A 15,733-nucleotide genomic window follows, 5' to 3' on the forward strand; every position below is an offset into this window, starting at 1 on the left:
TGAACTATTAAAAGGAATAGAAATGAAAGCCAGTCATTTTGATACTCGTACAATTCACGCCGGTCAAGAGCCTTGCTCCAGTACCGGGGCTGTTATGACCCCTATTTATGCAACTTCTACTTACAAACAAAGCGCTCCAGGAGAGCATCTGGGCTATGAATACTCACGTTCTCAAAATCCCACTCGATTTGCTTATGAAGCATGTATTGCCAGTTTGGAGTCCGGGCAACGAGGATTTGCCTTTGCCTCTGGTATGGCAGCCATTAATACAGTGATTGATATACTGGATGCTGGGGATCACGTTATTGCCATGGACGATCTCTATGGGGGTACATTCAGATTATTTGATAAAGTTAAAACCCGAACATCAAATCTATCATTTTCTTTTATTGATATGTCAGAACCCCACCTTATTGAAGCAGCAATTACTCCGAAAACCAGGTTAATCTGGTTAGAAACACCATCAAATCCCATGTTAAAACTAGCGGATTTGCAAGCAATCGCAGCAATTGCCAAAAAACACAAGCTGATTACAGTTGCAGACAACACCTTTGCAACACCCTGGATTCAACGCCCCCTGGAAGCTGGATTTGATATTGTTCTTCATTCAGCTACAAAGTATCTCAATGGTCATTCTGATGTAATAAGTGGAGTGGTCGTAGTCGGTGATAACCAGGAGCTAATAGAAAAAATGGCTTTTCTCCAAAACTCTTGCGGTGGGATTGCCGGGCCTTTTGATAGTTTTCTTGTATTACGCAGTTTGAAAACACTGTCACTGCGCATGCAAAGACATTGCGAAAATGCAAACCAATTAGCGAATTGGCTGAGCCATCAAATCAAAGTTAAAAAGGTGATCTATCCCGGACTAAAGAGTCATCCTCAACATAAATTAGCTAAAGAACAAATGCATGATTTTGGTGGAATGATTTCCATAGTGGTAGATGGAGGTCTGGAGGGAGCTAAACGATTTTTAGCTCGTTGTGAATTATTCACTTTGGCTGAGAGTCTTGGCGGCGTGGAAAGCTTGATTGAGCATCCGGCAATTATGACCCATGCCTCTGTTCCTGCCGATAAGCGCAGGCAATTAGGAATAGAAGACGGTTTTATAAGACTCTCGGTAGGGATAGAACATGTTGGCGATTTACAAGCCGACTTGGAACATGCCTTGGCCTGATTGATACTGTATTGGAGTTACCTACTATGAAAAAAATAAAAAACAAGGGGCAAGTTCATGCTCTTCTTGCCCTATTAATTCTTGTTATAACAACCATTCTTTGTTTCATTCCCATTCTATTTATTGGTTTACTGAAGGTAGTGCCCAATAAACGATGGCAGGTATTATGTACTCAATGTGTAGACGCCATCTCAATGCTCTGGTGTGATGTGAATAACCTTTATATTGATAAAGTACAGAAAATAAATTGGGAGATAACTGGTCTAGATAATTTAAAACGTAAAGACTGGTATTTGGTTGTTGCCAATCATCAAAGCTGGCTTGATATAGTTATTTTACATCGCTTGTTTAATCGTAAAATCCCGGTTTTAAAATTTTTTATCAAAGATCAGTTAAAATGGGTGCCACTGCTCGGCTTTGCTTGGTGGGCAATGGGTTGTCCTTTCATGAAACGTTACAGCAAGGCATACTTGGCTAAAAAACCACACAAGCAAGGCAAGGATTTAATTTCCACACGCAAAGCCATAGAAACTTTTAAGAGAACTCCGGCCTCTATCATGAACTTTATCGAAGGAACACGCTATACTACTGCTAAAAAAGAACAACAAAAATCCCCTTACACCCATTTACTAAAACCCAAAGCCGGTGGAATCAGTTTCATTATCAGCTCGATGGGACATCAGATTAGCAGTTTACTGGACGTCACTATCGTCTATCCTGATAAGGCTCATTCTCTTTGGGATTTTCTTTGCAAACGAGTTAAAACTGTAAAGATAAATATCAGAATTCTCCCTATCCCACAAAAATTTACCTCGTCAAAATTACTCGATGATGACCAAACTCAAGCGGATTTTAAAAATTGGCTAAATCAGCAATGGGCAGTAAAAGACGACTTGATTGCTTCATTGAAATAATAAAATAGGACTATAAAACATGAATTCATTACAAATCATTATTGAGGAAGCTTTTGAACATCGTCAAACCCTGTCGATGAATACGGCCAAACCTGAGTTAATAGCAGCAATAGATGAGGTGCTTTCTTGTCTCGACAATGGACAATATCGAGTAGCAGAAAAAATAAATAAAGAGTGGATTGTTCACCAATGGATAAAAAAAGCAGTACTTTTATCTTTTAAACTATTCCCAAACCAAGTAATAGACTCCGGATTTTGTCAGTTTTATGACAAAGTACCCCTTAAATACAATGGCTATACCGATGAGCAATTCCAACAATCAGGAGTTAGAGTTGTTCCTCATGCGATGATAAGACGCGGGGCTTATATCGCTAAAAATACCGTATTAATGCCCTCTTATGTTAATGTTGGTGCCTATATTGATGAAGGCGTAATGGTGGATACCTGGGCTACGGTTGGCTCATGCGCTCAGATAGGAAAAAACGTTCATCTCTCAGGTGGTGCTGGTATCGGTGGGGTTTTAGAGCCACTCCAAGCCAATCCAACTATTATTGAAGACAATTGCTTTATTGGTGCACGCTCTGAAGTAGTTGAAGGAGTTATTGTTGAGCGTAACTCCGTAGTATCCATGGGCGTATTTTTAGGCCAAAGTACTAAAATATATAACAGACTCACAGGAACAATAACATATGGCCGAATTCCCGCAGGTTCTGTAGTTGTAGCAGGAAACTTACCCAGCGAAGATGGAAGTCATAGTTTATATTGTGCGGTAATTGTGAAACAAGTAGACGAAAAAACGCGTGCTAAAGTGAGCATTAATGAATTGCTTAGGGGCAATTAACATGACGGATTTGAAAAAAATTCTGAGGCAACTGATTAGTTTTCCTTCCATCACCCCCAACGATGCCGGATGTCAGGACTTTATGATCCAGTTTCTCAACCAATTAGGTTTTTCCTGTCAACAAATGAATCAAGGCCCTGTATCAAATTTCTTTGCCTGCTATGGTGAAATCGGCCCTTTATTGGTTTTTGCTGGCCATACTGATGTAGTGCCCGTAGGGGAAGTTAGCAAATGGCATACTGATCCCTTTGAATTAGAAGAAAAAGAAGGGATGCTTTATGGGCGTGGTGTTGCTGATATGAAGGGAAGTCTTGCCAGTATGTTGCTCATGGCAGAACGGTTTATAAAAACGTATCCCTCATTTCGTGGACGATTAGGTTTTCTTATAACCAGTGGTGAAGAGGGTGATGAGTTTAATTTAGGAACTCCTTATGTCATGGACCAACTATACCATCAAGGTACTTCTATTGATTATTGCATCGTAGGCGAACCCTCAAGCAGTAATCAAATCGGTGATGTAATTAAAATAGGCAGACGCGGCTCGCTCAGCGCGAAAGTCAGTTTACACGGGAAACAGGGACATGTGGCTTATCCTCATTTGGCAGATAATCCTATCCACATGATAAGCCCTGTTTTAGCAGACTTAACTTCAATAGAATGGGATAAGGGTAATGCTTACTTTCCCCCTACCTCCCTGCAAATAACTCATCTCCATTCTGGAGGTCATGCAGGAAATATCATTCCTGGAGAATTGGTTTTGCACTTAAACTTAAGGTATTCAACGGAACAAACAGAAAACTTACTCAAAGAAAAAATATTAAGCATTTTTAACCATTACCAACTTAGTCCTATAATAGAGTGGCGATTAAACGGTAAACCCTTCCTGACAGATAAAGGCTTGCTGCTTGAAAGTTGCAAACAAGTCATTATGGAGCAAACAGGAAAAGAGACAGAATTATCTACTAATGGTGGAACATCTGATGGACGTTTTATCGCTCCTTACGGGGTCGAAGTTGTAGAGCTAGGTCCTGTTAATGCCAGTATTCATCAAGTCAATGAATGGGTTTCTTTAAACGACTTACATTCATTAGAAGCTATTTATTTTTCTATTTGCGAAAAAATATTACTTGGCTAAGAAACAATACGGTATAGCAATCAGGATCATTAAGTTAAGGAATAATTGTAGGCTGAGCCTTGAACCATAGCCGTCAGGCTAAAGAGATATTTACTTATTATAAAGATTTTTCGATGAAAACATACTATCTAGACCGTTCGGGCTGAGGGGTCGTTTACGCCGTCTCGAAGCCCTTCTACTCCAAGACCGGAAAGGCTTCGAGACAGCGCTAAAGCGCTTCCTCAGCCCGAACGGATCGAGGATAGACACGTCTAGAACTGCTTACCCTGACGGCTATGGACCTTGGCCCGAAAAAGACTATTGAGCAAAGATACGCTTCTTTAACTTTCCTGTATTCCTAAGTAACTGTTGTAAGATACTTATCCTAATTCAGCTTCTAATAGAGAAGACTTTCTGGGTTTGAGTTTTACGTCCTCTACAGCAACGGCTTTATCATTAACAACTTTAGTTACACAAGCGTCAGACCAAACATTTAAAGCAGTTTCTAACATATCGATTAAACCATAAAAAGGTAAGATAACACCCATCAGGGTAATCGGTACATTCATGCTCGATAGCAGGCTCACACTAAGAAAAAAACAGCCCATGGGAACACCTGCATTCCCAATGGCGGCTATAGTCGCAACAAAGACCCATAAGCCCATAGTAGCAAAAGACACAGGCATGCCATGATTTTGCATCAGGTAAATGACTGTAGCAAAAATAAACGCAGCACAGCCATTCATATTAATACTGGTGCATAAAGGTAAAACAAAACGACTGATTTGTGGTTTAACCTGTAAGTTGTTCTCCACGGTATCCATGGTTACAGGCAGAGTACCTACCGACGATTTGGAAAAGAAAGCTACAGATAATGCCGGGATCATTGCCCGCATGGTTTTAAAAGGCTTAATCCCATTCATCTTTAACCAAAGTGGTAATATGACAAAACCCTGAACCAAATTAGCCAAAACAATAATCAATAAATATTGACCTATTCCTTTAATATCCATGCCAGAGCGCAGTTGAACCACTGTTGAAGTAATAAATCCAAATAAACCCAAAGGAATTAAAGTGATGATCCAGCGGGTCATAACTAAAAACATTCCATGCGCACCACGGAAAAAACGTGTAATAGTCTCCCGGGAGTCTTCTTCGGGAATCTGACGAACAGCAAAACCAATAACTATACTCAGCAATAACACGCCCATCACTTGTTGATCGAGAAAAGGGGATAATAAATTAGTTGGTATAATGTTAGTCAAATACCCTAAGTAGCCAATATTGTTCATTGATTGTGAAACATTAGCATCTAAAGTTACCTGAACAGAACTTGGGTGAATCAATATATAGAGTATGCAGCTAATGGCTGCTGCAACAAGGGTAGTTGCAAAAGTGTATCTTATAGTGCGCTGCCAGATACTCTTCATAAACCCTTCAGTTTTATAATTGGCAAGAGTAACAATAATAGATAAAGAAATTATGGGTAAACTGATGCATTTAAATATCTTTATAAATAAATCTGAAACCAATAACCCAATCCCTTTCAGAAAAGCGATATCTGACATGCCACTGGCAATACCTAAACCTATCATTAAGGTATAAATCATAGGGGTACTAAAAATGGATTTTTTCTTTGATTGATGTACTGCACACATGTTTAGGTCCTTAGAACGAATAAATAAAATATAATCAAGAGTAAAAAAAGATTTAATTAGCAGCAACAACAATAAAATGATCTATAGGAATTGAAGAGTTGGCGGGTAAAATGTTGCAATTGAATAGACATAGAAACCATCACCTGTGGACAAAAATTAAACATATCGGATATATTCTACCACATTCTGAAGGTGCGTCAAGAACTTACTTGATAAATAGCCAAATTCCATAAGAATGGATCTTACTATCTTTTATACCATCGGGCTTGGGGAGCAATGGCACAGCCAACCGACTTAAGAGATCTGTTTTATTTTAAAACATGAGGTTTCCACCATATCGGAGCACTAACCCTATAACTATGCTTTTCGCTTGGAATTATTAGATTGGCATTATTTAATGAAGTAATGATTATACAGACGTTTAAATATCCACCACAATTTTGACAGAAACATCGTTGCGTAGTTTCTGAAGATTGATAAAAAGCAGGCTTTTTTCCTGTCCATTCAAAATCTTTTAAAGGAAACTCAACCACAGGCAATTGTGGGCGCACCAGATGATTTTTGACACTTGGTCATAGATGGGGACTATGATCTCAAGACACAATTTAATGGAGAAGGCCTGATAATCATAAAGAGGAACCTCATTTTAAGGATCGATTTTTGTCTGGATCTTTTGGGATTAAAATTGATAAAAATAAATTAATTACCATACCTCACTCACCTTAAGCACGCCCCTTGTTTCATAACTGAAATTAATAACTCATGTTACGCACATGGACTTGCAGATTGAACAAAAAGCATTAGAATTCCGCCCTTAATTTTAGGGAGGGATTCAATGGATATGCTTGATCTCTATAGTGATTATTTAATTTTCCAAAATAAATATGCGACAGCTACAGGGTTGTCTGATTTGGTTGATGGAGCATTTGCTCATGACAAAGTAACCCGATTTCTTCGTCTTGAGGACTTTGGTTCAAAATCACTTTGGTGCTATGTAAAAAAGCCAGTTAGGTCGCAAGAAACAGTTGGTGGAGTATTGATTCTTGATGACTCCATTGAGGAAAAACCTTACACCGATGAGAATGAAGTGAATTGCTGGCATTACTCTCATGCTAAAGGGACTGTACTCAAAGGGATAAACATCTTGTCGTGCATGGTTCGCTACGCTGACTTCAGCCTACCCATAGGATATGAGGTGATTAAAAAAGATATCGCTTATTGTGATATTAAAACCAGACAAACGAGAAGAAAGTCCTCAGTGACTAAGAATCAATTATTTCAAAACCTGATTGCCCAGGCCATTACCAACAAGGTGATGTTTGATTATGTTCTGGCGGACAACTGGTTTGGCTCGAAGGCCAATATGGTTCACATCCATAAAGACCTTCAAAAGTCGTTTATCATTGGAATCAAGTCTAACCGAACATTAGCCTTATCTGAAAACGATGCCAAAAACGGACGGTACCAACAAGTAAGAGCATTAGATGTTGAAGAGGATGCAGCCCAAACAGTCTGGCTTAAAGGCCTAGACTTCCCAGTGAGGCTCCTGAAAAAAATATTCAAAAACGAAAACGGTTCAACAGGAATTCTCTATCTTGTTTCTAATGACATGCTAAGTAGTGCCGAACGTCTTTATGAAGTGTACCAGAAACGGTGGCGGATTGAAGAGTACAACTAATCAATTAAGCAAAACGCAAGCTTAACCAAGTCTCCCACTAGAACCGTCAAAACACAAAACAAATTGACCGACTTCTCAATAATAAAAAGCTTAAAATATGGGATATCGCTCGAAATTGGGTTCCTTATATTATAGGTGATCGCAAAGAAATCGAAGTTGCGCTGGACTGGACTAGCTTTTGGCACGATGAACAAAAGACTCTTTGTCTAAATTTATTAACTAATCATGGGCGGGCAACACCATTAATCTGGCAGAGTGTTGAGAATAATCGCCTTAAACATAATCAAGGTCATCATGAGGATCAAATTCTAACGCGTTTAAAGTCAGTAATGCCAGTTGGAGTAAAAGTAACTATTGTTGCAGATCGTGGATTTGCATCATACCGCTTCTTTGACTTTATTGAGAGAGAGCTAGGTTTTAGCTATGTTATTCGCTTAAAATCATCTACTACTATCATCAGTAAAAAATCAACAACAAAGAAAGCAAAAGAATGGCTTCGCACTGATGGCCGTTCCTTAAATATTAAGCAAGCAAAGCTTACAAAGGAAGAATTTCCAGTTGAACAAATAATTATTACCAAATAAAAAAATATGAAAGATGCCTGATATCTTGTTAGTAATTGCACAGATAAGGGATACGTGAAATCATCAACCTATATGGCCAACGCTGGAAAATTGAGCCTTATTTTTGTGACATTAAAGACCAGCGTTTTGGGTTAGGACTTGGCCATACCCACATAAAATCACCTGAGCGGCGAGATAGACTTCTTCTTGTCATTGCTATGGCCTATGTGCTGTTTACTCTATTGGGAGCCGCTGGAGAGCAATTAGATTATGATCGCAAATTAAAAGTAAATACCGTAAAAACAAGAACCCACTCTCTTATACGGCAGGGAATGTTTTACTATGATTTTTTCCGCCATTTTACAGATGAAGAAAAAGAAAATTTACTGAAAGTATTTAATTGCTTACTTGAACAACATGGAGTTTGGAGTGATATTTTATGTGTAATTTAATATGAGGGGATTTCTGAGGTCATCATGACAAAAACGGTCAGTCACTGTGCAGGCTTCAAAATAATGACTTTGATTGACTGCTGCATGAAATTTACCCAAGCTGGCCTTGCTCGATAATTTATATTTTTCATTATGCCACTCCCCTCGGCCAAATCGTTTTAAACCAGGCCTGATCGCTACCGAAATAGACGAAGACGATTTGGTTTGAGATTTAATTTGATTGCAGGAATTTATAATTTTGAGCTTTAGATAGGTTATGCAAGAGGTCTAATGATTGTAAATACCTGTTAAAGTCTTCTCATCCTCGAAGACTGTTTGCGCTACTTTACATCACTGATCGTTGCAAATCCATTCGAATTGCTTTTAAACGATAGCAATTTTCATAGTAACAGCAGATGTTATGCAAAGCACGATGCAAACGACAAAAGCCATTGAATAGTGTTAACTTAAGCAGGATTTTATCACAAGAAGAAGCCAGTACAATACAATGTATGACTCATTTTATCCTTGATTGACTTACCGTCTGGTAAAATGATTTCATAAGCCAATCTGTTTTGCGGTGACTCGGCAGATTGGAACGATATGGTGCGTTATATTTTAATAGGTAAAGCAACTGAAAAATGAACAACCCATCATCCAACCATGATTAAGTATAGGATGATGGGTTATAATTGATGCATTAAATTTTGTATTCATCAGAGGGTACCATATTCACGATTACTTCTTCAGCAAATCCTTTGCAAAGATGAATGATCGCGCCAGCTAAATTCTCATTTCTGTAAGCCGCATGTTGAGGATCTTTATAAGCAGCGAAAAATCGAGAACTATTGACTCGACTTTAGCCAATTATGCAGCCAAAGCCAGTTGATAAATCAATAAGTTAGCAGTTTTTTCGGTTATTTTTAAAGAATCCGTATTATTTTCGTAATTTTTAGACATTGAAAAATACATCTTCACCCAGATTGATCTTCTTATGGCTGTAATAATGTCGACTAAGGTGAGCTCGCCCTTTTTGTCATACCATGATGTAGTTTCTTGCACTAACAATTTTTTAGTTTCATGCATTTTAATGGCAACCAGTACCAATATCGAAAGTAGTCCCATAAGCAGAGGGGTAGTTCTTGCAATAGCCTTATCTGACCACTGACGCTGTGTTTCAATGCCTAAGTGGGCACGGGTTTCTTCAAAGGTAACTTCAATGTTCCAGCGTAAAACAAACCACTCAATAATTTGTGTCGGTGAATTTTCCGTATTGGTGCTGAAAAATGTCTCCGCCTCATTCTTACCATCGGGTGTTTTAACAAGCACTATGCGTAGCCTTATTGGTGGAACGCCTGCATGATACCATAGGCATTCAAAGGTTAAGCACTCAATAGTTTTTTGTTCACCACCATACCACTTTACCTGAAGTGTATCCCATGTCTTAGTATCTACTAGTAATTCCTTGAGCCGGATACGCTGTCCTTTAATTTGATTTCTTCCACGCTTTCCCGCTGGCTTGACCTCAGGAAATTCAAATAACTGCGCATCCATTCGTACTCTGGATATGAGTGTTGCACCATTTTTTATACAGACTTTTGCAAGGGCCATACAAGCATAGGCGCCATCACCAACCAAAATCCAAGGGGTACGGTGCAACCATCGGCTGACACAACGCACCATTTGTATGGTCCAGTCTATCGATGTTTTGTGTCTTTTTCCTGAGGCCTCATCTGACTTTTTTGATGGTGAAAGGATAACCATAAAAGGCAAAGCCCATGGTCTTTTACACCAAGGAAGCGGTACTATCAAGGTCATGCATTCCCATTTCAAACCAAAACAAATAACCACCCGTGATTGGCTGGACGCAACAGCATCACGGTATGCTCCTTTGGCTTTGATGTTCTTTCCGCGTCGGCGCTCCAGTGTTTCATCAACAGCAACAATCTTGGGCCATGATTCAGGAAGCAGTGTGATTAAAAGACCAAATAAAATTTTGCTGGCAGTTAAACCACTCCATTGTGTACGACTCAATACACGATGATATTTTGAGAAATTTTTAACCTCGCTTAAGCCCATAACACGTAAAATACTCGTAATACGCCTTGCCCCTCGACAAAGGATGGCACCAATGAAAAGCGTATTGATATTGTTCCAGGTAGGACGTGTAAATAAAGGTGCAAAAGCAGCTAAAACGGATATAATCTCGGGTGTCATTGTTGAGCAACTCCTTGTACCTTATTGTTTTTGCGAACATCAAGATACTCGCTTTATCCGCTTTAGCAATTTTTTTAAATAGGAGTCATCCCGCTCTTGGCCTCACACCACGAACATACAGAACAAAAATCAACATGAAACGATGGAGTATTGCCGACATGGTGAATATTGGCCGCAAGTTGTTCGCCAAAATTCACAAACAAAAACATCATGCAAACCCTAATCACGACGTGCATTTCATGGCACGAGAAATAGATGATTGGCTGGTGCGGGGTGTTGAATCCATGGTGAATGGCAGCTATACACCGCGCCATCTTAAGCGCCATTATTTTCCAGATGAAATGGTTGATCAGCTGCATTTATCGGACAGGATTTTCCAAAATATTTTGCTCAAACAAATAAAACCTACCTTCCCTTACGTGATGAACCCCAATTGCTACCATCTTCATGGACCAAGTGGTGTACGGCTTGCCACGCGGCGTATCCGGCAAGTGCTTTTGGAAAAAAAACCACAATACATCATCCGCGCTGACATCAAATCGTTTTACAAGTCCATCCCGCATCACCAATTGATTCAAGATATCAAAAAGCACTATAACGATCTCAATGTCCAATCCATGCTAGAACAAATTATTATCAATCCCATTGAAACCCCTCGCGGATATAAAAATCCCGATCAGGGAATTGCGCTACGTGGGCCGCTGTCTCAGTTTTTTAGTGGCATTTATTTAAAGCCATTGGATGATGCCTTCAATTCGATGGATGTAACCTATATCCGGTATCAGGATGACATTCTTATTCTGTGCCAAACCAGCCGTCAGCTTAACCGTTGCAAACAGCGCATGATGGAGGTGTTGCATGAAAGACGGCTCAGTTTATCGCGCAAAAAGACACGCATAGGCAACATTGAGAAAGGATTCCACTTTCTCGGAATACACTATCCTGGGACGCAAACCCAGGATAACACCCATGTGATACAGGCAAATGATAGAGCAGTTATCCCGGCGGGTACTGCGCAAAATCTAACCTCATTGTGGGGGGGGGTACAGAGATTGCAATTAATCATCAAACGCCTGGGCTTGACACTATTGTCCCGCACGCAAGGACGTTACGAAAAGCACGAGAGCAGATTAATCTTATGGTCAAAGATGGGGTGTCTCCCAAAAAGATCAGAAGGTACCTACATCTCTGGGTCATGTGGTGGGTAAGAACAACAGAAAGTTGGCAGTACCAGGAGCTACTTGAATGGTTTTTAAATGTGTGCTGGGATTTTAGCCCGGCGGCCTATGCCGCCGGTCTGCTCACGCACGCCATTAAAAAATACGGTTATCAATCTCAAGCCCAGGTTTTGTCGGCTCCAGGTTTTTACGCGACTGCGTGAGATCTAATGTTCTTACTTCATCAAGGCGGATTATAGCCGCCAAATCATCCGGCGCCGCCGAAAGCGTCCAACCCCCACGGCCCCGCCGCGCCCACCCCACGCCCCGCCCTAATTAATGCAAAATCAACCGCAAGCCCGGAAGAATCAGAAATAACCAAGGGGAACCACGATTCGCCTTTGTTTGTATTATAATTGTGGAACGCTAACTTACGGGGTAATTTGTCCTCATTAAACTGAGGTGTTGGGTCAAACGAGCGGTCTTTACGGCAATATTCATTAGCCACATGGACTGGAACATCGCGCTGCTCTTTTCCAACCTCCATCCATGCCGCCTTCATGGCGTCACAATTCTGGGAGCTCTCCCAGTTATCATAACCATCAATATAATTGTTCAGTGCTGTTTTGAGTGGGGTTAAGTCAAAATGCTTTGAATTCTTAACCTCGACCCCATGTTGCTTATAGGTTAACCCATTGCTCTCTATCGCTTCGCAGCGCTTTAGCATCGCCGCTTTTGTATTCTCGTCCATATGCGATTCAAGCATCCGGCACATATGCTTGTCCTTTGCCCAATAAGCGTATTCATACGCTGAAATATTGGTAAAGGTTCGACCTGAATAGTCGGTCACTGTGCCTCGTTCAAGTAATAACTCCTGGAGCTGGTGGGGATTTTTTTTCCTTATTGTAAATATTTTTTCTGCATGGTCTTGCTTTCCATGAGCCACAAACTCCAGGAATTTGGATAAAATGGCAGGGGGTTGAAATAAGGTTCGGGTATGTTTATCTAATATAGCATTCGTTTTGGCTTTTATCGAAGGTAGGTGACCCGAAATTTCCTTTCCTATCTCTGAAGGTAAATCGTAGATTGATTTTTTCATACCCATTCTCTCTTAATAATAATTCACATATTATAACCAGTATCACAAAAAAAGTACATAGTGAATTTATATTTATCATTTCGAATTCCATGCTATGGTTGAGGCGAGGTGAGTAGAATTGGGTTCGATATATTGCTTGAGGTTTTAAATTATCTCATAGCAGGTTTTGGAAAATGGCCAAAGTCCAGTTATTAAAGGTCTCATTAATCATCGTGTTCAATATAGCATGACGCAAATATTTGAATAGCTCCCTCAAAATTTTGGAGGTTAATTTATCACCCTGTACTTTTATCCATTCCTGGTATGCTGGATTAAGTTCTTTTTGAAGTAATTGCTCTACAAGATTAATAATGTCCGATTTTATAGGGCAAATAGAGTCATTAAGGAGGTATTGATTCTCTTTATAAAAGGAAGATTCATTCCTCAAATGAGTTTCTGTGCGTTCTGCACGATCTTGCTCCGTTTTATTCGTAAAATAGCTCTTATAGCTTACAGTATCTCCCCAAAGACCGGGATCCTCTCGCTTAATAATTAAATCATCAAGTAATATCGAATCATAAGATTTTTTTGGTAATTCAAATATGGAGTGTGCTGAGTAACCTGTACTTTCTGAAACTGGAGATCTACTGTAACTTAACGCTTTACTTGAGGTGAAACGAGGGAGTTTTTCTGCAGACGACTCAAGTCTGGTGCGGATTGGTTCAACATAATCAGTTTCTGTAACTGTTCGTCCACTGGTTGATCTTTTCCTGATTGGTGGCTCTTGTGCATCATGATATGGGTCCGCATGTCTGGAACAAAATTAAGGAAAAATAAGAGCTATTCATCCATCATTTATAGTTAAAAATTCACTCAAATTAACCTATTTAAACCTACTCAATACCGTATGAATAGTGATTGCTACTACGAATTGTCTTAGGTCATTTTACCACAACTCTATCAGAATGACTTATCCACAAGTCCACAGGTCAGGAGAGCTTCACTTTCTCGTATAGGCCTGTGGGCCTTGTGGGTAAGTCATGACGCTCTCATTTAGGGTTTATGGTCTTTTCCGGCCATAATACACCTCTGCGGGCGTTAAATAATTAAAGGACTGGTGAAGCCTTCGGTTATTATAATACTCAAAATACTCCGTTAAGGCCAGCTCAACCTCTTCAATTGTATCAAAATCATACCGGTAGATTTTTTCTTGCTTAACACTACGCCACAATCGCTCGATAAATATATTATCTAAATAACGTCCTCGCCCATCCATGCTGATAGAAATGTGGTGAGATTTTAGCGTATTTATCCAATCTTTTGAGGTAAATTGAGAACCCTGATCCGTGTTAAAGATCTCACAACGCGAATGCAGCAAAGCGTTTCTAAGCGCCTCAATACAAAATTCAGCCTCCATAGTAGGTGAAATAGCCCATCCAATCACATAACGACTATACCAGTCCATAATAGCTACTAAATACACATGCTTTCCTTTCATGCGGATGTAGGTGATATCTGCGGCCCAAACCTGATTTGGTTTGGTGATATCCACCTCTTTTAATAAATAAGGGAACACCTCATGCTCCTTATTGGGAACGCTTGTATTTGGCTTTGGGTAAACAGTCGATAACCCCATCATTTCCATCAACTTTTTTACTCGACGTTTACCAACAGGATAGCCTACTTCTTTTGACAGCCATCTTGCCCGCTTAATTTTACCTTCACATGGATACTGCAGATAGTGCTCATCAAGTAGCGCCATAAGCGCTTCATCTTCGACAGAAATGGGCTTGGCACTATAATAATAACTTGAAACAGGCAAGTCTAATAGCAAGCATTGTTCACGAATGGTGAGCTCGGCAAGAGGATCAATCATGACGCGCTTTTCATCCAGACTAAAGTTCATGCTTTTTTTTTAGCCAAGATAGCTGCGCTTGAAGTCGACCAATTTCTTGATATAATGCCTCAACAAGCTGCTCTTGGGACTTGGCTTCTTTTTCATTAGCCCCAGAGAATAAATCGTTAATGGCTTTGATGGCCGATTGCTTCCAAGTTTTTACCTGCGTTGCGTGAACACCGTATTCACTGGTAATTTGCGCTTGTGTGAGTTTCCCCTCAATCGCAGCTAGCGTTATTTTTGCCTTCTTGGCCGCCGTATAATAAGCTCGCTTTTTAGACATTTTATTCTCCTCTTTGTATTAAGAAGAATAGCTCTTAAAAAACCTTTTTTTGTGTCCAGAAAACCGCGCCTATATTATCAGGACCATAAACTTTGATACTGTTCTTATCTTTTTCGGCATGCAAATTCAATAAAGAGGATCTACTGACAAGTTTAGACAAGAAAGGCTTTGATGGGTAAGTGTGGGTAAACGAAGAGACGTTTTCAATAATTGCCGTTTCCGAAGTAAGCAATATCCCAGGAAACTGTTTACTGCTTAATTGCAACAAAACATCATAAATGCTCTCTACTTTTTCTGTAGACAGAAACGTGCACGTGGCTCTATTCGTTTTTTCATTATAGTCCCAAATGACGATAGTGTCGCTAAGCTCGTGATTGATTTTAGCCATCCATGGCTGAAATCGACTCGCAAACGCGACAAGTATGCCTCCGGCGGCCCTGGCCGTCCTGTGTCCGCTTGTTTTTTCACCCCATTCGGGGTTCAAAAACAACGCTACCCCAATGACTGACGCCTTTTCGGATGCCTTATATTTTGCCTGCGGCAAAACATCCGGCTCTAAGGCTACCAGGGACTACCAGCCTCGCTCGTTCCTCGCTTCCTTGGCTGGCAGCGGAGGAACATTATTAAACGTTATATCAGGAAAATATATCTTCATAGAAAACATCAATGTGTAAATCAAGGAAACTAAAAGTATTATTTAAATCCCAAATGGTCAAGCATATTTTATA

The 15,733-nt window shown here is 40.0% G+C and carries 15 protein-coding genes and 2 pseudogenes; 9 read left to right on the forward strand and 8 right to left on the reverse strand.

Annotated elements, in window-relative coordinates:
• The first annotated feature begins 22 nt into the window (after window positions 1-22).
• The 4 genes from HRS36_RS11515 to dapE are packed head-to-tail and all read left to right on the forward strand — an operon-like array spanning window position 23 to window position 4,064.
• Complete coding sequence (locus tag HRS36_RS11515) at window positions 23-1,174, forward strand: trans-sulfuration enzyme family protein (protein ID WP_173238513.1); 1,152 nt, start codon at window positions 23-25, stop codon at window positions 1,172-1,174.
• A gap of 26 nt (window positions 1,175-1,200) precedes the next feature.
• The gene (locus tag HRS36_RS11520) at window positions 1,201-2,088 is read left to right on the forward strand and encodes an acyltransferase (protein ID WP_173237433.1); all 888 of its coding nucleotides are present in this window, start codon (window positions 1,201-1,203) and stop codon (window positions 2,086-2,088) included.
• Between the two features lie 19 nt (window positions 2,089-2,107).
• Window positions 2,108-2,929 carry a 2,3,4,5-tetrahydropyridine-2,6-dicarboxylate N-succinyltransferase gene (dapD, locus tag HRS36_RS11525; RefSeq protein WP_173237434.1) on the forward strand — a complete coding sequence of 274 codons (822 nt, stop codon included), beginning with the start codon at window positions 2,108-2,110 and terminating at the stop codon, window positions 2,927-2,929.
• 1 nt (window position 2,930) lies between these two features.
• Window positions 2,931-4,064: a succinyl-diaminopimelate desuccinylase gene (gene dapE / locus HRS36_RS11530; RefSeq protein WP_173238514.1), complete on the forward strand. Its 1,134-nt coding sequence runs from the start codon at window positions 2,931-2,933 to the stop codon at window positions 4,062-4,064.
• 359 nt (window positions 4,065-4,423) lie between these two features.
• Here dapE and HRS36_RS11535 read toward each other — a convergent pair whose 3' ends face one another.
• On the reverse strand, window positions 4,424-5,701 hold the full coding sequence (locus HRS36_RS11535) for a dicarboxylate/amino acid:cation symporter (RefSeq protein ID WP_173237435.1): 1,278 nt from the start codon (window positions 5,699-5,701) through the stop codon (window positions 4,424-4,426).
• Between the two features lie 835 nt (window positions 5,702-6,536).
• On the opposite strand from HRS36_RS11535, the pseudogene HRS36_RS11540 reads away from it, so the two are divergent.
• The 3 genes and pseudogenes from HRS36_RS11540 to HRS36_RS18870 all read left to right on the forward strand — a co-directional run.
• A pseudogene (locus HRS36_RS11540) lies at window positions 6,537-7,475 on the forward strand (IS701 family transposase); the annotation flags it as partial.
• A 209-nt stretch (window positions 7,476-7,684) separates the two neighbouring features.
• Window positions 7,685-7,963 (forward strand): transposase, encoded by a 279-nt coding sequence (locus tag HRS36_RS18865; protein WP_338033750.1) that lies wholly within the window; start codon window positions 7,685-7,687, stop codon window positions 7,961-7,963.
• Between the two features lie 110 nt (window positions 7,964-8,073).
• Window positions 8,074-8,394: a hypothetical protein gene (locus tag HRS36_RS18870; RefSeq protein WP_420814332.1), complete on the forward strand. Its 321-nt coding sequence runs from the start codon at window positions 8,074-8,076 to the stop codon at window positions 8,392-8,394.
• Here the strand turns inward: HRS36_RS18870 and HRS36_RS19070 are convergent.
• Window positions 8,392-8,559, reverse strand: a pseudogene (locus HRS36_RS19070) (IS5-like element ISLlo3 family transposase); the annotation flags it as partial. The gene HRS36_RS18870 and the pseudogene HRS36_RS19070 overlap by 3 nt on opposite strands.
• Before the next feature lie 681 nt (window positions 8,560-9,240).
• A complete protein-coding gene (locus HRS36_RS11555) occupies window positions 9,241-10,590 on the reverse strand; it encodes an IS701 family transposase (RefSeq protein ID WP_173235460.1) in 1,350 nt (449 codons plus the stop codon).
• A 134-nt stretch (window positions 10,591-10,724) separates the two neighbouring features.
• Here HRS36_RS11555 and HRS36_RS11560 point away from each other — a divergent pair, with 134 nt between their 5' ends.
• Window positions 10,725-11,798: a reverse transcriptase/maturase family protein gene (locus tag HRS36_RS11560; RefSeq protein WP_173235461.1), complete on the forward strand. Its 1,074-nt coding sequence runs from the start codon at window positions 10,725-10,727 to the stop codon at window positions 11,796-11,798.
• Entirely contained in the window at window positions 11,786-11,971 is a 186-nt protein-coding gene (locus HRS36_RS11565; protein ID WP_173235382.1) for a hypothetical protein, read from the forward strand. Before HRS36_RS11560 ends, HRS36_RS11565 begins: the two co-directional genes overlap by 13 nt.
• 44 nt (window positions 11,972-12,015) lie before the next feature.
• Here the strand turns inward: HRS36_RS11565 and HRS36_RS11570 are convergent, their stop codons facing one another.
• The 5 genes from HRS36_RS11570 to HRS36_RS11590 form a co-directional block, all read right to left on the reverse strand.
• A complete protein-coding gene (locus HRS36_RS11570) occupies window positions 12,016-12,846 on the reverse strand; it encodes a hypothetical protein (protein ID WP_173235463.1) in 831 nt (276 codons plus the stop codon).
• Between the two features lie 633 nt (window positions 12,847-13,479).
• Window positions 13,480-13,620 (reverse strand): hypothetical protein, encoded by a 141-nt coding sequence (locus HRS36_RS11575; protein WP_173237438.1) that lies wholly within the window; start codon window positions 13,618-13,620, stop codon window positions 13,480-13,482.
• 265 nt (window positions 13,621-13,885) lie between these two features.
• Window positions 13,886-14,731: an IS3 family transposase gene (locus HRS36_RS11580; RefSeq protein ID WP_173235473.1), complete on the reverse strand. Its 846-nt coding sequence runs from the start codon at window positions 14,729-14,731 to the stop codon at window positions 13,886-13,888.
• Complete coding sequence (locus tag HRS36_RS11585; RefSeq protein ID WP_173235475.1) at window positions 14,721-15,005, reverse strand: transposase; 285 nt, start codon at window positions 15,003-15,005, stop codon at window positions 14,721-14,723. The genes HRS36_RS11580 and HRS36_RS11585 overlap by 11 nt, the downstream gene beginning before the upstream one ends.
• A gap of 34 nt (window positions 15,006-15,039) precedes the next feature.
• Window positions 15,040-15,549, reverse strand: a complete 510-nt coding sequence (locus HRS36_RS11590) for a hypothetical protein (protein WP_173237439.1) — start codon at window positions 15,547-15,549, stop codon at window positions 15,040-15,042.
• Window positions 15,550-15,733 lie beyond the last annotated feature (184 nt).

Origin of the sequence: Legionella antarctica (assembly GCF_011764505.1) — a bacterium.
GTDB lineage: Bacteria > Pseudomonadota > Gammaproteobacteria > Legionellales > Legionellaceae > Legionella > Legionella antarctica.